General features: G+C 70.1%; 13 protein-coding genes and 1 tRNA gene. 12 read left to right on the top strand and 2 right to left on the bottom strand.

Translation table 11 applies throughout. The features are described from left to right. Positions 1 to 229 precede the first annotated feature (229 nt). Positions 230 to 302, top strand: a tRNA-Thr gene (locus AB0L33_RS24210). Positions 303 to 381: 79 nt separating this feature from the next. Here the strand turns inward: AB0L33_RS24210 and AB0L33_RS24205 are convergent. Further along, positions 382 to 2988: a SpoIIE family protein phosphatase gene (locus tag AB0L33_RS24205; RefSeq protein WP_365684643.1), complete on the bottom strand. Its 2607-nt coding sequence runs from the start codon at positions 2986 to 2988 to the stop codon at positions 382 to 384. Positions 2989 to 3399: 411 nt separating this feature from the next. Between AB0L33_RS24205 and AB0L33_RS24200 the strand changes: the two genes are divergently transcribed. From AB0L33_RS24200 to AB0L33_RS24150, 11 genes are all read left to right on the top strand, one after another. Continuing rightward, a complete protein-coding gene (locus AB0L33_RS24200; protein WP_365684669.1) occupies positions 3400 to 8826 on the top strand; it encodes a HAMP domain-containing protein in 5427 nt (1808 codons plus the stop codon). 245 nt (positions 8827 to 9071) lie between these two features. Then, positions 9072 to 9749, top strand: a complete 678-nt coding sequence (locus tag AB0L33_RS24195; RefSeq protein ID WP_365684642.1) for a response regulator — start codon at positions 9072 to 9074, stop codon at positions 9747 to 9749. Positions 9750 to 9934: 185 nt separating this feature from the next. After that, a complete protein-coding gene (locus tag AB0L33_RS24190) occupies positions 9935 to 12694 on the top strand; it encodes a DNA translocase FtsK (RefSeq protein ID WP_365684640.1) in 2760 nt (919 codons plus the stop codon). A 201-nt stretch (positions 12695 to 12895) separates the two neighbouring features. Continuing rightward, a complete protein-coding gene (locus AB0L33_RS24185) occupies positions 12896 to 13696 on the top strand; it encodes a helix-turn-helix domain-containing protein (protein ID WP_365684638.1) in 801 nt (266 codons plus the stop codon). Positions 13697 to 13829: 133 nt separating this feature from the next. Further along, on the top strand, positions 13830 to 15308 hold the full coding sequence (gene rimO / locus AB0L33_RS24180; protein ID WP_365684636.1) for a 30S ribosomal protein S12 methylthiotransferase RimO: 1479 nt from the start codon (positions 13830 to 13832) through the stop codon (positions 15306 to 15308). Further along, positions 15305 to 16060 carry a CDP-diacylglycerol--glycerol-3-phosphate 3-phosphatidyltransferase gene (pgsA, locus tag AB0L33_RS24175; protein WP_365684634.1) on the top strand — a complete coding sequence of 252 codons (756 nt, stop codon included), beginning with the start codon at positions 15305 to 15307 and terminating at the stop codon, positions 16058 to 16060. Before rimO ends, pgsA begins: the two co-directional genes overlap by 4 nt. Further along, a complete protein-coding gene (locus AB0L33_RS24170) occupies positions 16057 to 16566 on the top strand; it encodes a nicotinamide-nucleotide amidohydrolase family protein (protein ID WP_365684632.1) in 510 nt (169 codons plus the stop codon). Before pgsA ends, AB0L33_RS24170 begins: the two co-directional genes overlap by 4 nt. A 109-nt stretch (positions 16567 to 16675) precedes the next feature. Beyond that, complete coding sequence (locus tag AB0L33_RS24165; RefSeq protein WP_018105285.1) at positions 16676 to 17059, top strand: helix-turn-helix transcriptional regulator; 384 nt, start codon at positions 16676 to 16678, stop codon at positions 17057 to 17059. Between the two features lie 265 nt (positions 17060 to 17324). Beyond that, complete coding sequence (locus AB0L33_RS24160) at positions 17325 to 17795, top strand: DNA starvation/stationary phase protection protein (RefSeq protein WP_365684630.1); 471 nt, start codon at positions 17325 to 17327, stop codon at positions 17793 to 17795. Between the two features lie 47 nt (positions 17796 to 17842). Further along, entirely contained in the window at positions 17843 to 18031 is a 189-nt protein-coding gene (locus tag AB0L33_RS24155; protein ID WP_365684629.1) for a CsbD family protein, read from the top strand. A 176-nt stretch (positions 18032 to 18207) separates the two neighbouring features. Beyond that, on the top strand, positions 18208 to 18471 hold the full coding sequence (locus AB0L33_RS24150; RefSeq protein WP_365684627.1) for a hypothetical protein: 264 nt from the start codon (positions 18208 to 18210) through the stop codon (positions 18469 to 18471). A 46-nt stretch (positions 18472 to 18517) separates the two neighbouring features. On the opposite strand, the gene AB0L33_RS24145 is transcribed toward AB0L33_RS24150, so the two are convergent. Beyond that, the gene (locus tag AB0L33_RS24145; protein WP_365684625.1) at positions 18518 to 19348 is read right to left on the bottom strand and encodes a DNA-formamidopyrimidine glycosylase family protein; all 831 of its coding nucleotides are present in this window, start codon (positions 19346 to 19348) and stop codon (positions 18518 to 18520) included. Between the last annotated feature and the right edge of the window lie 14 nt (positions 19349 to 19362).

Raw genomic sequence — 19362 nt, 5'->3', positions numbered from 1 at the left:
GAAGCTAAGCCTTTCAGCGCCGATGGTACTGCAGGGGGGACCCTGTGGGAGAGTAGGACGCCGCCGAACAATCATTGTGGGGAAGCCCCGTGCCGTTGGCACGGGGCTTTTCTGCGTTCCCGGGTCGCTCGGGGAGCCTTGTGTGGCCCCGGCGCACTCGCCGGCCCCGGCGGTTTTGCATAACCCCTGGATCAGGGTATGCTTTAGCTCGTTGCCGCAGGGCAGCAAGGCCCCAATAGCTCAGTCGGTAGAGCGTCTCCATGGTAAGGAGAAGGTCTGCGGTTCGATTCCGCATTGGGGCTCAGGAAAAAAAGAAAGGCCCCGCCATCCGGCGGGGCCTTTCTTCATGTGCCTGCTCGTTCGCCGCTGGAACGAAAGGGCCTACTGGGGTTCAGGCACCCTCATTGTCAGGATGGCCATGTCGTCCGACGGTGGTTCGGCGGCGAAGCGCTCTACCGCCCGGAGGATGCGTGCGGCCACGGCGCCCGCTGTGAGCCCCGTGCAGTGGGCGAGTACGTCAGCCAGGCCGTCGTCGCCGAGCATCCGCGTGCCCTCGCGGCGTTCCGTCACACCGTCCGTCACGCACAACAGGACGTCGCCCGGCTCCAGCGTGAACTCCTGCTCGTACAGCTCCAGGTCCTCCATGACGCCCAGCAGTGGCTGCGGGTCCGCCGCCGGCTCCACCGAGCCGTCCTGGCGCAGACGCAGCGGCAGCGGGTGGCCCGCGCAGACGACCTTCAGCAGCGCGCTGCCGTCCTCCTGCGGCCACAGCTCGCCGTAGAGCAGCGTGAGGAAGCGGCTGCGGGTCCCCTCGTCGAGGATCGCGGCGTTGAGCCGTTCCAGGACCGCGGGGCCGCCGAAGCCCTCCCGGGCCAGCAGGCGCAGGGCGTGCCGGGCCAGGCCCGTGACGGCCGCCGCCTCGGGCCCCGTACCGCAGACGTCTCCGATGGCGAACCCGTACGCGCCGTCCCGGATCGGGAAGACGTCGTAGAAGTCGCCGCCGACCTCGTTGCCCTCGCCGGCCGCGCGGTAGATGACGTCCACCTCGACGTTGGGCACGGCGGGAAGGCCCGGCGGAAGGAGGCTGCGCTGCAGGGACTGGCTGATCGCCGTCCGCTCCGAGTAGAGGCGGGCGTTGTCCAGGGCCAGGGCGGCCCGGCGGGACAGGTCCTCGGCCAGCTCCAGGATCTCCTGGCGGAAGTGGTCGTCGGACGGCTTTCCGAGTGTCAGCATGCCGATGACGCGGTTCCGGGCGACCAGGGGCAGGACGACGGTCTCGCCGCCCACCGCCGCCGCGGTCGCCAGGGTCGTGCGCGTGGTCGAGCCGAGGCCGCCCGCGTCGCCGATCCCGATGCTCCGCATCGAGGTCCGCAGCGCCGCCTCGTGGGCGGCCTGGGAAGGAGCGGCCCACACGCGCGCCCCGGGGGTCCGCACGGGCTCCGGCGGGGAGATTCTGGTGAGCAGGCTCTTGAGCCCGTCGATGCGCTCCTCGTCCTCGTGCAGCACGTAGGAGAGCTCCGGGTCCGACGCCGGGTCGGCGATCGTGTACACGGCGCACCACGTCGCCAGCGTCGGGACCGTCATCTGTGCCATCAGGGCGAGCGTCTGATCCCGGTCCAGGGTGCCCGCCAGCAGGTCCGACGCCTCGACGAGGAAGGACAGCGAGCCGCGGCGCAGCCGTTCCAGCTCACCGAGGCGTGCCGACTCGACGGCGAGGGCGATCCGGTCCGCGGCGAACTGGAGGCGCAGCGCCTCCTCGTTGGAATAGCGGCCGGCGGCCTCCGCCGCGACGCCCAGGGAGCCCGTGAGGCGCCCCTCGACCTTCAGGGGGACCGTGACCACCGAGCGCATGCCGGTGTTGGCGAGGAGCGGAACCGCGCCCGGGACGGCGTCCAGGTCCTCGTGGACGGCGGGCATCCGGGCGGAGCCGTACCTGCCGGTTCCGGCCTCGACGGGGACGCGGGCGAAGCGCTGGCGGGCGGAGGGCAGGCCGGTCGTGGCGCGCACCTCCAGCTCGGTCTCGTCGTCCGTCGCCAGCAGCAGGAAGGCGGCGTCCGCGTCCAGCATGTCGCGCGCCCGTTCGACGGTGCGCTGGAGCAGGCCGTCGAGGTCGTCGGGGGCGGGGGAGCCGATGAAGACCTCGAAGGGGTCCGTCTGGCGGCTCTCGGAGGCGTCGGAGACCGGGGCGCGCACAGGGGTCTGGAGAACCGCGCGCTCGTAGTCGCGCACCAGCAGGCAGACCGTGGACGGCTCGCCCTGCGGGTCCCGTACGCGCAGGTGGGAGCCGTAGACCGGGATGGTGCGGCCATCGGCGCCCCGGATGCCGTAGCTGCCCTCCCAGCGGGAGAGGCGCAGGGCGTCCGCGATGCCGGTGCTGGTGCCCGGGGTCTGCGGCCAGGCGGTGAAATCGGTGAGCTGCTTGCCGATGACCTGGTCCGTCGTGTAACCGAAGAGGTACGCGGCGTCGTCGTTCCACGCGGCGACGGCACCCTCGCTGTCGACCTGGACGACGGCGACCCTGACGCGCTCGTCGGTGACCGGGAGGAGGCCCACGGGCAGCAGGGGACCGGCCGAGCGGACGCCCACCGGGCGGTCAGGAAGATCGAGCTGAAACCAGACATGTTTGCGCGTGGGGGAGTATTCGACGCCCCAGCGGGAAGCGAGAGCGGCGCACAGCAGCAGACCGCGGCCGTTCTCACTGTCGAGGCTGCCGAGATCCAGGGCGGCCGGCTGGAGCGGGATCTCCCGCTCCGGGTAGTGGTCGGCGATCTCCACTCGCACGCCGTCCTCCGTGCGCAGGCACAGCACGTCCGCGGCGGTGCCGGCGTGGATCACGGCATTGGTGACGAGCTCGCTGGTCAGGACGACGGCGTCGTCCACGACGTCCGTGTAGCCCCAGCCCTGGAGGGTGTCACGGACAAAGGCACGGGCCGTCGCGACGGAGCGCGCCACCGGGTCGAAGGTGGCAGCCGCACGCGCCGTGATCACAGCACTCCCCATATGGTGTCTCGTCGCTTCCCCGAGTCCGTGCCCGTTTCTCGCCGCTTCGATTCGCCTGCCAGGCTAGACGCTCCCCCCGCGCACCGGGTACACGAGGGCGGACTTCGGACAGGGCCGGGCGGGAACGGGCGGATGACCGGACAGGATGGGGTTCCCCTCGGAGGGATGTGGGACAACCATGGGAGGTTCCACCCCGACCGGTTCCCGCCTGGTACGTTTCAACGATTTGACGTCCGCATGGTCACCCGTCGACGGTGGGCTGTGGCGGTGAGCCGTGAAAGTTCTGGGCAGGCTCTCGGACGAGGTTCTAGCTAGAAGGTCAACCCCTGCGGGAGGGACACGGTGGAGTCTGACGTGGCGGCGCGGGGTTCGGGTACGCGCAATAAGGGCGGGCAGGCCGTGAAGAAGCAGCGCAATGGGACCGTCGAGGTAGACGCGGCGGCGCTCCACAGACTGCTGGCCGGTCTGGTCGCCATGCGCGACGGCAACTTCCGCAGGCGCGTCACGGTCTCCGGCGAAGGCGTGATGGCGGAGCTCGCCGCGGTCTTCAACGAGGTCGCCGACCGCAATGTGCACCTCACCGGCGAGCTCGCCCGGGTGCGGCGCGTGGTGGGGCGGGAGGGCAAGCTCACCGAGCGCCTGGAGACCGGCGCCTGCGAGGGGTCCTGGGCCGCCGCGATCGACGCCTCCAACGAGTTGGTGGACGATCTCGCGCGTCCGGTCTCGGAGGTCGGTCGGGTGCTGTCGGCGGTGGCCGACGGTGACCTCGAACAGCGGATGGAGCTCCGCTCCCACACGGCGGACGACACGGTACGGCCGCTGCGCGGCGAGTTCCTGAAGGTCGCCCGTACGGTCAACAACCTGGTCGATCAGCTGTCGGCGTTCACCGAGCAGGTGACCCGGGTGGCCGTCGAGGTGGGCACCGAGGGCAAGCTGGGCGGCCAGGCGCAGGTACGTGGGATGTCCGGGTCGTGGAAGGACCTCACGGACTCCGTCAACACCATGGCGTACCGCCTCACCGCACAGGTGCGCGACATCGCGCTGGTGACGACGGCCGTGGCCAAGGGCGACCTGTCGCGGAAGGTCACCGTCCATGTGGCCGGCGAGATGCTTCAGCTGAAGAACACCGTCAACACGATGGTCGACCAGCTGTCCTCCTTCTCCTCCGAGGTGACCCGGGTCGCCCGCGAGGTGGGTACGGAGGGCGAGCTCGGCGGCCAGGCCGTGGTGCCGGGGGTGGCCGGGGTGTGGAAGGACCTCACCGACTCCGTCAACACGATGGCCGGCAACCTCACCTCCCAGGTGCGTGGCATCGCGGAGGTGACGACGGCGGTCGCCAACGGTGACCTGTCGCAGAAGGTGCAGGTCAGTGCGCGCGGCGAGGTCGCCCAGCTCGCCGAGACGATCAACCAGATGACCGAGACGCTGCGCACCTTCGCGGACGAGGTCACCCGGGTGGCCAGCGAGGTCGGCGGGCAGGGCCTGCTCGGCGGCCAGGCGCAGGTGCCGGGCGCCGCCGGGACCTGGAAGGACCTCACCGACTCGGTGAACACGGTCTTCCGGAACCTGACGACCCAGGTGCGGGACATCGCGCAGGTGACGACGGCGGTGGCCAGCGGTGACATGACGCAGAAGGTCACCGTCGACGTGGCCGGCGAGATGCTGGAGCTGAAGAACACCGTCAACACGATGGTCGACCAGCTGCAGTCCTTCGGTTCGGAAGTGACCCGGGTGGCCCGGGAGGTCGGCGTCGAGGGCCGGCTCGGCGGGCAGGCAGAGGTGCCGGGCGCCGCCGGGACCTGGAAGGACCTCACGGACTCCGTGAACACGGCCTTCCGGAACCTGACGGGTCAGGTCCGCGACATCGCGCAGGTGACGACGGCGGTCGCCAACGGCGATCTGTCGCAGAAGGTCACCGTCGACGTCGCGGGCGAGATGCTGGAGCTCAAGAACACCGTCAACACGATGGTGGCGCAGCTCTCCTCGTTCGCCGACCAGGTCACGCGGATGGCGCGTGACGTGGGCACCGAGGGCCGCCTCGGCGGTCAGGCGCGGGTCGACGGCGTTTCCGGTACGTGGAAGGAGCTCACGGACTCCGTCAACTTCATGGCGGGGAACCTGACCTCCCAAGTGCGTCAGATCGCACAGGTCACCACGGCGGTGGCGCGGGGCGACCTGTCGCAGAAGATCGACGTGGACGCGCGCGGCGAGATCCTGGAACTGAAGAACACCATCAACACGATGGTCGACCAGCTGTCCGCCTTCGCCGAGCAGGTGACCCGGGTCGCCCGCGAGGTGGGTACGGACGGGCGGCTCGGCGGCCAGGCGCAGGTGCCCGGCGTCGCCGGTGTGTGGCGTGATCTGACCGACTCGGTGAACGGGATGGCGGGGAACCTGACCGCTCAGGTCCGTAACATCGCGCAGGTCGCCACGGCGGTGGCGCGCGGTGACCTGTCGCAGAAGATCGACGTGGACGCGCGCGGCGAGATCCTGGAGCTGAAGAACACCCTCAACACCATGGTCGACCAGCTCTCGAACTTCGCGGAGCAGGTGACGCGGGTGGCCCGCGAGGTGGGTACCGAGGGCATTCTGGGCGGTCAGGCCGAGGTGCAGGGCGTCTCCGGTACATGGAAGGACCTCACGCAGTCCGTCAACGGCATGGCCAACAACCTCACCCTTCAGGTGCGGAACATCGCCGAGGTGACGACGGCGGTCGCCAACGGTGACCTGTCCAAGAAGATCACCGTCGACGCCAAGGGCGAGATCCTCGAACTGGTGACGACGGTCAACACGATGGTCGACCAGCTGCTCAACTTCGCCGACGAGGTCACCCGCGTCGCGCGCGAGGTGGGCACCGAGGGCATCCTCGGCGGCCAGGCGCGGGTGCGCGGGGCGACGGGCATCTGGAAGGACCTCAGCGACAACGTCAACCTGATGGCCAACAACCTGACCAGCCAGGTGCGCAACATCTCCCGGGTCTCGTCCGCCGTCGCCAACGGCGATCTGACGAAGAAGGTCACCGTCGAGGCGCGCGGCGAGGTCGCCGAGCTGGCCGACACCGTCAACACGATGGTGACGACGCTGTCCTCCTTCGCGGACGAGGTGACCCGCGTCGCCCGCGAGGTGGGCACCGAGGGCGAGCTGGGCGGCCAGGCGCGCGTCCCGGGCGTCTCCGGTACGTGGAAGGACCTCACCGAGTCCGTGAACTCGATGGCGTCCAACCTGACCGGCCAGGTGCGTCAGATCGCCGCTGTCACGACGGCCATCGCCAAGGGCGACCTGACCAAGAAGATCGACATCGACGCGCGCGGCGAGATCCAGGAGCTGAAGAACACCATCAACACGATGGTCGACCAGCTGTCGTCGTTCGCCGAGCAGGTGACCCGGGTCGCCCGCGAGGTGGGCACCGAGGGGCAGCTCGGCGGCCAGGCGCGGGTGCGTGACGTGGACGGCACCTGGCGCGACCTCACCGAGTCGGTGAACGAGATGGCCGGGAACCTGACCCGTCAGGTGCGGGCCATCGCGGCCGTCGCCACGGCGGTGACGCGCGGCGACCTGAACCTGAAGATCGACGTGGACGCGGCGGGCGAGATCCAGGCCCTCCAGGACAACATCAACACGATGATCGCGAACCTGCGCGACACCACCGCCACCAACAAGGAGCAGGACTGGCTGAAGGGCAACCTCGCCCGCATCTCCGGTCTGATGCAGGGGCGGCGCGACCTGGACGACGTCGCCTCGCTGATCATGAGCGAGCTGACCCCGGTGGTCTCCGCGCAGCACGGCGCGTTCTTCCTGGCGACGCCCACCGGCGAGACCGACGCGCTGGGTGCCGAGGCAGAGGGGGCGTACGAGCTGCGGATGCGGGGAAGCTACGGCTACTCCGCCGGCTCCATGCCGACGTCCTTCCGGCCGGGTGAGACGCTCATCGGCACGGCCGCCGAGGAGAAGCGGACGATCCAGGTGGACAACGTTCCGCCGGGGTACCTGAAGATCTCGTCCGGGCTCGGTGAGGCGCCGCCCGCGCATGTGATCGTGCTGCCGGTGCTGTTCGAGGGCAAGGTCCTCGGCGTCATCGAACTGGCCTCGTTCCAGCCGTTCACGCACATTCAGCGGGACTTCCTGAACCAGCTCGCGGAGATGATCGCCACGAGCGTCAACACCATCAGCGTCAACACGACGACCGAGAAGCTTCTCGAACAGTCGCAGGAGCTCACCGAGCAATTGCGCGACCGCTCGCAGGAATTGGAGAACCGGCAGAAGGCCCTCCAGGCGTCCAACGCCGAACTGGAGGAGAAGGCCGAGCTGCTGGCCAGGCAGAACCGTGACATCGAGGTCAAGAACACGGAGATCGAGGAGGCGCGGCAGGTCCTGGAGGAGCGCGCCGAACAGCTCGCCGTCTCGATGCGCTACAAGTCCGAGTTCCTGGCGAACATGTCGCACGAGCTGCGTACGCCGCTCAACTCGCTGCTCATTCTGGCCAAGCTGCTCGCGGACAACGCCGAGGGCAATCTCTCGCCGAAGCAGGTGGAATTCGCCGAGACGATCCACGGGGCCGGTTCCGACCTGCTCCAGCTGATCAACGACATCCTCGATCTGTCGAAGGTCGAGGCGGGCAAGATGGACGTCAGCCCGACGCGGATCGCCCTGGTGCAGCTCGTGGACTATGTGGAGGCGACCTTCCGGCCGCTCACCGCGGAAAAGGGGCTGGATTTCTCCGTACGCGTGTCGCCGGAGCTGCCGGCCACGCTGCACACGGACGAGCAGCGGCTCCTCCAGGTGCTGCGCAACCTGCTCTCCAACGCGGTGAAGTTCACCGACAGCGGGGCGGTCGAGCTGGTGATCCGGCACGCCGGCCAGGAGGTGCCGGACGCCATCCGCGAGCAGCTGCTGGAGGCCGGTTCACTGCGGGACGCGGACGGCGAGCTGATCGCCTTCTCGGTGACCGACACCGGCATCGGGATCGCGGCCAGCAAGATGCGGGTCATCTTCGAGGCGTTCAAGCAGGCGGACGGGACGACCAGCCGCAAGTACGGGGGCACGGGCCTCGGCCTGTCGATCAGCCGCGAGATCGCGCGGCTGCTGGGGGGCGAGATCCATGCGGCGAGCGAGCCCGGCCGCGGCTCCACGTTCACCCTGTACCTGCCGCTGCACCCGAGCGAACTCCCGCCGCAGGGCTACCCGCAGCTCGCTCCGGGGCAGCCTGACGGCCACACCGGCGCGATCGAGGGCGGCCGGACGCCGGAGGCCGGACAGATGTACGTGCCGGACGCCGCCGAGGCCGCCCCGCGCCGTCGGCGCAAGGCGCTCGGAGGCGCACAGCAGCAGCCCGCGCTGCCGCCCCGTGCGGTGCCGGCCCCCGTTCCGCAGGAGGCTCCGGCCGCCCAGCCGGAGGCGTGGGCTGTGGGCGGTCAGGAGGAGCCCGAGCAGCCGCGCAGGACGTTCCGGTTCGGCGGCGAGAAGGTGCTCATCGTGGACGACGACGTCCGGAACGTCTTCGCGCTCACCAGCGTGCTGGAACAGCACGGACTGACGGTCCTCTACGCCGAGAACGGGCGCGAGGGCATCGAAGTCCTGGAGCAGCATGACGATGTGACGGTCGTACTGATGGACATCATGATGCCGGAGATGGACGGTTACGCGACGACCTCGGCGATCCGCAGGATGCCGCAGTTCGCGGAGCTGCCGATCGTGGCCCTGACCGCCAAGGCGATGAAGGGCGACAAGGAGAAGGCACTCGAATCGGGTGCGTCCGACTACGTCACCAAGCCGGTCGATCCCGACCATCTCCTTTCGGTCATGGAAGAGTACGTGCGGGGTGAGTGAGCGCACACTGCGAGAATCCATGAAGATTTGTTGACCGGTGGTGTCCGAAGGGGTGTGGGAACGGGGATGGCGGGGAACCTTCTGGTCTCCCGCCACGTTTCCGGTACGTGCACTGTGACATCACGGTGACAGGGTGTGGTGACCGCCGGGGTGCGGTTACCATGACCGGCACAGGGACGGGCGGCGTAAGGGAGTCGTCCCCCGGGGCGGCGCCCGGTGCAATTCCGGGGCGAGGAGGACGGGCCATGGTGCAGAAGGCCAAGATCCTCCTGGTCGATGACCGGCCGGAGAATCTGCTCGCGCTGGAGGCCATCCTCTCCGCGCTCGATCAGACACTGGTACGGGCATCGTCAGGGGAGGAGGCGCTCAAAGCGCTGCTCACGGACGACTTCGCGGTCATTCTGCTGGACGTCCAGATGCCGGGCATGGACGGTTTCGAGACCGCCGCGCACATCAAGCGGCGGGAACGGACCCGGGACATCCCGATCATCTTTCTCACCGCGATCAATCACGGCCCGCACCACACCTTCCGGGGTTACGCGGCCGGCGCGGTGGACTACATCTCGAAGCCGTTCGACCCGTGGGTGCTGCGTGCCAAGGTCTCGGTCTTCGTGGAGCTGTACATGAAGAACTGCCAGCTGCGGGAGCAAGCGGCGCTGCTGCGGCTCCAGTTGGAGGGCGGCGGCCGGACGAGCGCCCAGCAGGAGCAGGAGCCCGCCGGTCTGCTGGCCGAGCTCTCGGCGCGGCTCGCGGCCGTCGAGGAGCAGGCGGAGGCCCTGTCGAAGCAGCTCGACGACGAGTCCGCGGACGCGGGCGCCGTCGCGACGGCCGCTCATCTCGAACGGAAGCTGACCGGTCTGCGCCGCGCGCTCGACGCGCTGGAGCCGGGCACCGGCGGGACGTCCGCGGCCGTTCCCTCGTAGCGGCGCATCCGCCGTGGGTGCGGAGCGTCTTCGGGCGCGCCCGGGCAACTGAGCCACGACTGCGGGGTTTCGGCGCGCACCCGCCGGTGAGGGCGCGTCAGTTTCCGGCCCGGCCAGGGCGACACGGACGGGTGAACCGGCACGCACCGGTGTCCACAGAGGTGGACACCGGTAACCTCGGCCTCATGGCCTCACGTACGTCCGGCAAGGGTTCCCAGGGCACTGCGGGCACCGCGAAGCGCGTCGGCGGTGGCCCGGGTCCGGCGAAGAAAGCCGCGCCCGCCAAGAAGACCGCAGCGAAGAAGGCGCCCGCGAAGAAGGCCCCGGCCAAGAAGACCGCGGCGAAGAAAGCCGCCCCGCCGCGCCCGGCGCCCTCGCCCACCAACGGGGTGTACCGGCTGGCGCGGGCCCTCTGGCTCGGCATGGCCCACGCCGTCGGCGCGATGTTCCGCGGCATAGGGCGCGGCGCCAAGGGCCTCGACCCGGCCCACCGCAAGGACGGCGTCGCGCTGCTGCTGCTCGGCCTCGCGCTGATCGTCGCCGCGGGCACCTGGTCGAATCTGCGCGGCCCCGTCGGCGACCTGGTGGAGATGCTGGTCACCGGGGCGTTCGGGCGGCTCGACCTGCTCGTGCCGACACTGCTGGGCGCCATCGCGGTGCGGCTGATCCTGTATCCCCAGCGGCCCGAGGCCAACGGGCGCATCGTCATCGGTCTCTCCGCCCTGGTCATCGGCGTGCTCGGTCAGGTCCACATCGCGTGCGGTTCGCCGGGGCGCGACGAGGGCACCGAGGCCATGCAGGACGCGGGCGGCCTCATCGGCTGGGCCGCCTCCAAGCCGCTGATCTTCGCCATGGGCGAGGTGCTGGCCGTGCCGCTGCTCCTGCTGCTCACCGTCTTCGGGCTGCTCGTCGTCACGGCGACCCCGGTGAACGCCATCCCGCAGCGGCTGCGGCTGCTGGGCGTCAAGCTGGGCATCGTGGAGCCGGCGTACGACCCCGAGACGCAGGAGGGCGACGACGAGCGGTACGACGAGCAGTGGCGCGAGGCGCTGCCGCCCCGCTCCCGGCGTTCCCAGGCGCCCGACGCGTACGACCCGGACCTCGCGGAGTCCGAGGCGCTGTCCAAGCGCCGCAGGCCGCGCAGGCCCTCGGTGCAGCCCGCGATGAACCGCACGATGGACGCGGTGGACGTCGCCGCCGCCGCTGCCGCCGCGCTCGACGGAGCCGTGCTCAACGGCATGCCGCCCTCCCCCGTCGTCGCGGACCTGACCCAGGGCGTCTCGGTGGACCGGGAGCGGGCGGGCACGCCGGTCCCGGGTGCCAGGGAGGCGGAGCCGGCCGGCAAGTCCGCCGGGAAGCGCGCGGAGGTCACGCCCGGGGCCGGGGTACCCGATCTGACCAAGCCGGCCCCCGAGCCGCCCGAGGCCCAGTCGCTGCCGGCCCGGGCCGAGCAGCTCCAGCTCTCCGGCGACATCACGTACTCGCTGCCCTCGCTCGACCTGCTGGAGCGCGGCGGTCCCGGAAAGACCCGGAGCGCCGCCAACGACGCGATCGTCGCCTCGCTGACCAACGTGTTCACCGAGTTCAAGGTGGACGCGGCCGTCACCGGCTTCACCCGGGGGCCGACGGTGACGCGGTACGAGGTGGAGCTCGGCCCGGCCGTGAAGGTCGAGCGGATCACGGCGCTGACGAAGAACATCGCGTACGCCGTCGCCAGCCCCGACGTCCGCATCATCTCGCCGATTCCGGGCAAGTCCGCGGTCGGCATCGAGATCCCCAACTCCGACCGGGAGATGGTCAACCTCGGTGACGTGCTGCGGCTGGCGGACGCGGCCGAGGACGACCACCCCATGCTCGTCGCGCTGGGCAAGAACGTCGAGGGCGGCTACGAGATGGCCAACCTCGCGAAGATGCCGCACGTCCTGGTGGCCGGTGCGACCGGCTCCGGCAAGTCCTCCTGCATCAACTGCCTGATCACCTCGATCATGGTGCGCGCCACCCCGGAGGACGTCCGGATGGTCCTGGTCGACCCCAAGCGGGTCGAGCTCACCGCGTACGAGGGCATCCCGCACCTGATCACGCCGATCATCACCAACCCCAAGAAGGCCGCCGAGGCACTTCAGTGGGTCGTACGCGAGATGGATCTGCGCTACGACGACCTCGCGGCCTTCGGCTACCGGCACATCGACGACTTCAACCACGCGGTGCGCACGGGCAAGCTCAAGACGCCGGAGGGCAGCGAACGGGAGCTCACGCCCTACCCGTACCTGCTGGTGATCGTCGACGAGCTGGCCGACCTGATGATGGTCGCCCCGCGCGACGTCGAGGACTCGATCGTCCGCATCACCCAGCTGGCGCGGGCCGCGGGCATCCACCTGGTGCTCGCCACACAGCGCCCCTCGGTGGACGTCGTCACCGGTCTGATCAAGGCGAACGTGCCCTCGCGGCTCGCCTTCGCCACCTCCTCGCTCGCCGACAGCCGCGTCATCCTGGACCAGCCCGGGGCCGAAAAGCTCATCGGGAAGGGTGACGGCCTGTTCCTGCCGATGGGTGCGAACAAGCCGACGCGTATGCAGGGTGCCTTCGTCACCGAGGACGAGGTGGCGGCCGTCGTCCAGCACTGCAAGGACCAGATGGCCCCGGTCTTCCGCGACGACGTGGTGGTCGGCACGAAGCAGAAGAAGGAGATCGACGAGGACATCGGCGACGACCTCGACCTGCTGTGCCAGGCGGCGGAGCTGGTCGTCTCCACCCAGTTCGGATCGACGTCGATGCTCCAGCGCAAGCTGCGGGTCGGCTTCGCCAAGGCGGGACGGCTCATGGATCTGATGGAGTCGCGCAACATCGTCGGACCGAGCGAGGGCTCCAAGGCGCGCGACGTCCTGGTGAAACCCGACGAGCTCGACGGGGTGTTGGCACAGATTCGTGGGGAAACCGCTTCGTAAGAGTTTTACGGGCAACCGTTTCGCCGGGCCGTACGTCAAGTTGAAGGGAAGGACGGAACGTCCTTCCCCGGGGCGGCCCGGCGAAACCGGCTCTGTTCGAATCTGATGGCGTACAAAGTCCACCCGTCCGGTTGCCCCACCCTTTCGTACCCCCCCTAGACTGAACACCCAGCAGGTGGCTCACGCTCGAAAGGCGCCCCCGTGTCCATCGGCAACTCCCCCGAAGACGACCGGCCTTCGATCGGTCGAGTGCTGCAGCAGGCTCGACTCGCCGCAGGTCTCACGGTCGAAGAGATCAGCACGTCCACCCGGGTGCGCATCCCCATCGTGCACGCGATCGAGCAGGACGACTTCTCCCGCTGCGGCGGCGACGTGTACGCCCGCGGTCACATCCGTACGCTCGCCCGTGCCGTCGGCACCGATCCGGAACCGCTGATCGCGCAGTACGACGCCGAGCACGGCGGCCGTCCCGCGCCCACCCCGGCGGCGCCGCTGTTCGAGGCCGAACGCATCCGCTCCGAACCCCGCAGGCCCAACTGGACGGCGGCCATGGTCGCGGCGATCGTCGCCGTGATCGGCTTCGTCGGCTTCACCTTCTTCAAGGGCGGCGACGAGCCCTCGACCGCGGGCCGTGTCGCCGAGGGCCCGACCTCCGACAAGATCGCCCCGAAGCCCTCCGCCAGCAAGCCCGCCGACCCCAAGCCGGCCCCGTCCGAGAGCGCCATCGCCGCGGCGCCCCAGGACAAGGTCACCGTCAAGCTCAGCGCCACCCAGGGCAAGAGCTGGATCTCCGCCAAGGACCACAACGGCCGGGCCCTCTTCGACGGCACCCTCCAGCAGGGCGAGTCGAAGACCTTCCAGGACAAGGAGCGCGTCGACCTCATCCTCGGCAACGCGGGCTCGATCGAGCTCTTCGTGAACGGGAAGAAGGTCGAGGACCAGTTCAAGCCCGGACAGGTCGAACGCCTCTCGTACACCAAGGGCGACCCCGAGGTCGGCTGACCGGTCACCCTCGGACATCGCGGCGCGGCGAGCGCCCGGCCACCGTGCCGGGCGCTCGCCGTCTTTGTCACCGTGGGTAACGGTGCAACCCTCCGCGGCGGGGTCGGTGCCGGGACAAAGTAGTCTTGAGTCCATGCCCGAACGCCGTACCGTCGCCCTTGTCACTCTTGGCTGCGCCCGTAACGAGGTGGACTCGGAGGAGCTCGCAGGCCGCCTGGCAGCGGACGGCTGGGAGCTCGTCGAGGATGCCTCCGATGCCGACGTCGCCGTCGTCAACACCTGTGGGTTCGTGGAGGCCGCCAAGAAGGACTCCGTCGACGCCCTCCTCGAAGCAAACGATCTGAAGGACCACGGCCGCACCCAGGCCGTCGTCGCCGTCGGCTGCATGGCCGAGCGCTACGGCAAGGACCTCGCCGAGGCCCTGCCGGAAGCGGACGGTGTCCTCGGCTTCGACGACTACGCCGACATCTCCGACCGCCTCCAGACCATCCTCAGCGGCGGCATCCACGCCTCCCACACCCCCCGCGACCGCCGCAAGCTGCTGCCGATCAGCCCTGCGGAGCGGCAGGACGCCGCCGTGTCCCTGCCCGGCCACGCGCAGGAGGTCGCCCCCGCCCCCGCCGACCTGCCGGAGGGCGTCGCCCCGGTCTCCGGGCCGCGCGCGCCCCTGCGCCGCCGGCTGGGCACCAGCCCCGTCGCCTCGGTCAAGCTGGCCTCCGGCTGCGACCGGCGCTGCTCCTTCTGCGCCATCCCGTCCTTCCGCGGCTCCTTCATCTCGCGCCGTCCCTCGGACGTGCTGGGCGAGACCCGCTGGCTGGCCGAGCAGGGCGTCAAGGAGGTCATGCTGGTCTCCGAGAACAACACCTCGTACGGCAAGGACCTCGGCGACATCCGTCTCCTGGAGACCCTGCTTCCCGAGCTCGCGGACGTCGACGGGATCGAGCGCATCCGCGTCAGCTATCTCCAGCCCGCCGAGATGCGGCCCGGCCTGATCGACGTCCTCACCTCGACGCCGAAGGTCGCGCCCTACTTCGACCTGTCCTTCCAGCACTCCGCGCCCGGCGTGCTGCGGGCGATGCGCCGCTTCGGCGACACCGACCGCTTCCTGGAGCTGCTGGACACGATCCGGGGCAAGGCACCGCAGGCCGGAGCCCGGTCCAACTTCATCGTGGGCTTCCCCGGCGAGACCGAGGACGACCTCGCGGAGCTGGAACGGTTCCTCACGGGTGCCCGTCTCGACGCCATCGGTGTCTTCGGCTACTCCGACGAAGAGGGCACGGAGGCGGTCGGCTACGACAACAAGCTCGACGCCGACGTCATCGCGGAGCGCCTCGCGCACATCTCCCAGCTCGCCGAGGAACTGACGTCGCAGCGCGCCGAGGAGCGCATGGGCGAAACGCTCCAGGTGCTGGTCGAGTCCGTCGAGCCCACCGAGGACGAGCCGCGCGCCTACGGCCGTGCCGCGCACCAGGCGCCCGAAACGGATGGCCAGGTGCTCTTCACCACACGCGAGGGCCTGGTCCCGGGCCGTATGGTCGAGGCAAAGGTCGTGGGCACCGAAGGCGTGGACCTGATCGCCGAGTGCAGTGAGCTTGTGGAGGTAGCCAGATGACCGGAGCCCCGGCATCCGCGGCAGGCGGTTCCGGCGCGACACCGGTCCGCGGCGGAAAGCTGGGCGCCGCTGCGGTCAATCAGGCCAGTCTGTGGAACATCGCCAACCTCCTGACGATGGCCAGGCTCGTGCTCGTCCCCGGCTTCGTGGTGCTGCTGCTCCACAACGGCGGATACGACCCGGCCTGGCGCTCCTTCGCCTGGGCCGCCTTCGCCGTCGCCATGATCACCGACCTGTTCGACGGGCATCTGGCGCGCACGTACAACCTGGTCACCGACTTCGGAAAGATCGCCGACCCGATCGCCGACAAGGCGATCATGGGCGCGGCGCTGATCTGTCTGTCGTACCTGGGCGATCTGCCCTGGTGGGTCACGGGCGTGATCCTCTTCCGCGAGCTGGGCATCACGCTGATGCGGTTCTGGGTGATCCGGCACGGGGTCATTCCGGCCAGCCGCGGCGGCAAGATGAAGACGCTGGCGCAGGGGACGGCCGTCGGGATGTACGTCCTGGCGCTGACCGGTCCACTGGCGACGCTGCGCTTCTGGGTGATGGCGTTGGCCGTCGTATTGACGGTCGTCACCGGTCTCGACTACGTCCGCCAGGCCGTCGTGCTGCGGCGCCAGGGCCTCGCGGCGGAGCGGGCGGCCGGGGAAGAGCCTCAGGCCGCGGAAGCGCCCCGGGGCTCGTCCGATGAGCCCGGCACGGTTGCCGAGTCGGCGGGGGCGCGGGGGTCCGCGGAGGCCGAGCGGTGACTGCGGCGGGCCGGGTGCTGCGACTGCTCGTCGAACGGGGGGAGACCCTCGCCGTCGCGGAGTCGCTGACCGGCGGCCTGGTCGCGGCCGAACTCACGTCCGTACCGGGCGCCTCCCAAGCCTTCAGGGGCTCGGTGACGGCCTACGCAACCCCCCTCAAGAGTGAAGTCCTGGGGGTGGACGCCGGTCTCCTCGCGGAGCGCGGAGCGGTCGACGCGGACGTCGCCCGTCAGATGGCGACAGGCGTACGGCGGGCTCTGGGCGCAGACTGGGGAGTGGCGACCACCGGCGTCGCCGGCCCCGAACCACAGGACGGCCGGCCCGTCGGAACGGTCTTCGTCGCGGTCAGCGGCCCGGACGGCACCGAGAAAGTGTCCGTGCTGCGGTTGAACGGCGACCGGGCGGACATCCGTAAGAAGAGCGTACGAAGCGCGCTCGACCTGCTCTCAGGCGAACTCCACGAGAATGCGAGCGCACAGGATACGGAAGAGAACGGGGGGAATTGATGTTTGCAGCCCTGAGTGAACACGACATCGCTCCCCGCACGGCCGCAGCGCTAGGCGGTACGGTGGGGCGTGAAGGATGCGGCTACGCGGTCCGAGGAGGGAGCCACCGATGATTCTGCTCCGTCGCCTGCTGGGTGACGTGCTGCGTCGGCAGCGCCAGCGCCAAGGCCGTACTCTGCGCGAAGTCTCCTCGTCCGCCCGAGTTTCGCTCGGCTATCTCTCCGAGGTGGAGCGGGGGCAGAAGGAGGCATCCTCCGAACTGCTCTCCGCCATTTGCGACGCGCTTGACGTACGGATGTCCGAGCTCATGCGTGAAGTGAGCGATGAGCTGTCCCTGGCCGAACTGGCCGAGTCGGCAGCAGCCAGCGATCCGGTACCTGTACCGGTGCGCCCCATGCTCAACTCCGTCTCCGTTACCTCGGTGGCGGGTGTACCGACGGGGCGGGTGACCATCAAGGCACCCGCGGAAGCGGTGGACGTAGTCGCCGCCTGACCGATCGGTTCGGTGTGAAGCCGGAGCCCCGGTTCTCCCCCCTCTGCGGGGAGAGCCGGGGCTTTCGTGTGCCTACGTGCGGTTTTGGTCCACTGGCGAACGTGTCAGCGGGGCGATGGGGGGCAGGTGCGTGGATGAGAGGCCGAGGAACCCGTCCCGCAGGCACGGGGTGGATTCTTCGGAAGCTTCCTCGAATGACCGTTTTGCTTCGTTTGTGCCATCGTGGGTGGTGCTGAACGGAACGGATTCCAGATCGGAGACGTGCATGTCTGTGGTGAAGAGCCCACTGTCCGAGACCGACCTCAAGACCGTCGGAGAGGCCCTGCAGGGCGCTCTGGTGGATCTCCTCGACCTTTCTCTGGTGGCCAAGCAGGTCCACTGGAACGTGGTCGGGCCGCGGTTCAGGTCCGTGCACCTCCAGCTCGACGATGTCGTGGACACGGCTCGCCAGCACTCCGACACCGTCGCGGAGCGGGCGTCCGCCATCGGCGTCAACCCGGACGGCCGAGCCGCGACGATCGCCAAGAGCACGGCCATCGCCTCCGTGCCCGAGGGCTGGATCAAGGACGTGGACGCGGTGAAGACCCTGGTCGACGCCCTCGGCGTGGTGATCGGGCGGATGCGCGAGCGCATCGAGGTGACCGAGACTCCGGACCCGGTCAGCCAGGACATCCTGATCACGCTGACCGCCGACCTCGAGAAGCACGCGTGGATGTTCCAGGCCGAAAGCGCCTGATCGCACGCCGTCACTCACCGGATTTCTCCAACGGAGGTAAGAGCATCATGAACGAAGGCGCCAAGGACAAGGTCACCGGCAAGGCGAAGGAAGCCATGGGCAAGATGACCGGCGACCGTCGCAAGGAGGCCGAGGGCAAGGCGGACCAGACCAAGGGCAAGGCCAAGGACGCCATGGACGGCGCCCGCGACCGGGCGGACGGCGTCAAGGACTCCCTCAAGAACGACAAGGACTGACCCGCCCTCGGCGAGCCCCCACCCGCGCGGTGGGGGCTCCGCGCTGAGAGGGGCCGGTGCCGGGCGGGGTTGTGCGACCCGCCCCGCGCGCGCCGGGGGTGCAACGGTGCGCTCTCGCCCCGGCGGAACGGGCGCGACTAGGGTCCTTCGTTTGGATCAAGCCGGAGGAGGCAGCCATGGTACGGCGATGGGTGCCGGCGCTCGTTCTCTGCGGTGTGTGGTGGTGGGCCGTGCTGCGGCTGGTGCTGGCCCCGGCGCACGCCGGGGTGGTCGAGGGAGCGGTGGCGGCGGGTGGCTGGGGACTCAGCCTCCTGCCGGTGCACGTGGCCGCGACGGCCAGACCCCTCGGCATCTTCGATGCGGGTACGGGACTCCTGCGGCGCGGTACGGCCTGGGCCCGGAGGCGGGCGCACGCGTGGCGGCGGTGGGTGGTCAGGTAGGAGCCGGGGCCGCCGCTCCCGGCCGCGCGCGGAGCGCCGGGGTACGTCAGGTGGGCCCCGGGCCGGTCTGGCAGCCGGGACACCAGTAGGCGGGGCGGTCGTCCTGCTCGGCCGCCCGGATCGGCGTTCCGCAGCGCAGACAGGGGCGGTGCGCCCGGCCGTAGACCCAGAGGTTCTCGCTCGGCCTGCGCGCCCGGGCGGCGGCGCTCGCGACGGTACGGGAACGGCCGCCGGCCGTCGTGACGCGGTTCGGGCGGTCGCGGTTGGCGTCGAGCAGCTGGTGCGCCGTGCTGACCAGCAGGGTGGCCGTCCGGCCGGGCAGCTCGCCGATGGGGAGCCACGGGGTGGCCCGCGCCAGGAAGCAGAGCTCCGCCTTGTAGATGTTTCCGATGCCGGCCAGGTTGCGCTGGTCGAGCAGGGCTTCGCCGAGCGGGCGGGCGGGGTCGCTCAGGAGGTTCCGCAGCGCCGTGTCGGCGTCCCAGTCCGGCCCGAGCAGATCGGGGCCGAGGTGGCCGACCGCCTGCTCCTCGTCCTGGGTGCGCATCAGCTCCAGGACCGGGAGCCGGTAGCCCACGGCGGTGTGGGCCGTGTTGCCCAGGACGGCACGGATCTGGTGGGCGGGGCCGCCGCGCCAGCGCTCGCCCGGGGCGTAGATCCGCCAGGCGCCGTCCATTCTGAGGTGACTGTGCAGGGTGAGACCGCCCTCGATCCGGGTCAGCAGGTGCTTGCCCCGGGCGGTGACGTCCAGCACCGTCCGGCCCGTGAGGTCGGCGGTGGCGAACCGGGGGACGCGCAGGTCGGACGTGGTGAGGATCTGTCCGGCCAGCGCGTGCCGCAGCCGCGCGGCGGTCTGCAGGACGGTGTCTCCTTCGGGCATGCCTCCATGATGCG

Source organism: Streptomyces sp. NPDC052299 (genome assembly GCF_040679335.1).
Classification (GTDB): domain Bacteria; phylum Actinomycetota; class Actinomycetes; order Streptomycetales; family Streptomycetaceae; genus Streptomyces.
The sequence above is the reverse complement of the archived record's forward strand: the minus strand, read 5'-3'. Positions and strand labels throughout refer to the sequence as shown.

Excerpts from the sequence above, each read along its gene's own strand:
- AB0L33_RS24145 (WP_365684625.1), bottom strand. The coding sequence starts at position 19,348 with ATGCCCGAAGGAGACACCGTCCTGCAGACCGCCGCGCGGCTGCGGCAC.
- rimO (WP_365684636.1), top strand. The coding sequence starts at position 13,830 with ATGCCCGAACGCCGTACCGTCGCCCTTGTCACTCTTGGCTGCGCCCGT.
- AB0L33_RS24150 (WP_365684627.1), top strand. The coding sequence starts at position 18,208 with ATGGTACGGCGATGGGTGCCGGCGCTCGTTCTCTGCGGTGTGTGGTGG.
- AB0L33_RS24160 (WP_365684630.1), top strand. The coding sequence starts at position 17,325 with ATGTCTGTGGTGAAGAGCCCACTGTCCGAGACCGACCTCAAGACCGTC.
- AB0L33_RS24195 (WP_365684642.1), top strand. The coding sequence starts at position 9,072 with ATGGTGCAGAAGGCCAAGATCCTCCTGGTCGATGACCGGCCGGAGAAT.
- AB0L33_RS24165 (WP_018105285.1), top strand. The coding sequence starts at position 16,676 with ATGATTCTGCTCCGTCGCCTGCTGGGTGACGTGCTGCGTCGGCAGCGC.
- AB0L33_RS24155 (WP_365684629.1), top strand. The coding sequence starts at position 17,843 with ATGAACGAAGGCGCCAAGGACAAGGTCACCGGCAAGGCGAAGGAAGCC.
- pgsA (WP_365684634.1), top strand. The coding sequence starts at position 15,305 with ATGACCGGAGCCCCGGCATCCGCGGCAGGCGGTTCCGGCGCGACACCG.
- AB0L33_RS24190 (WP_365684640.1), top strand. The coding sequence starts at position 9,935 with ATGGCCTCACGTACGTCCGGCAAGGGTTCCCAGGGCACTGCGGGCACC.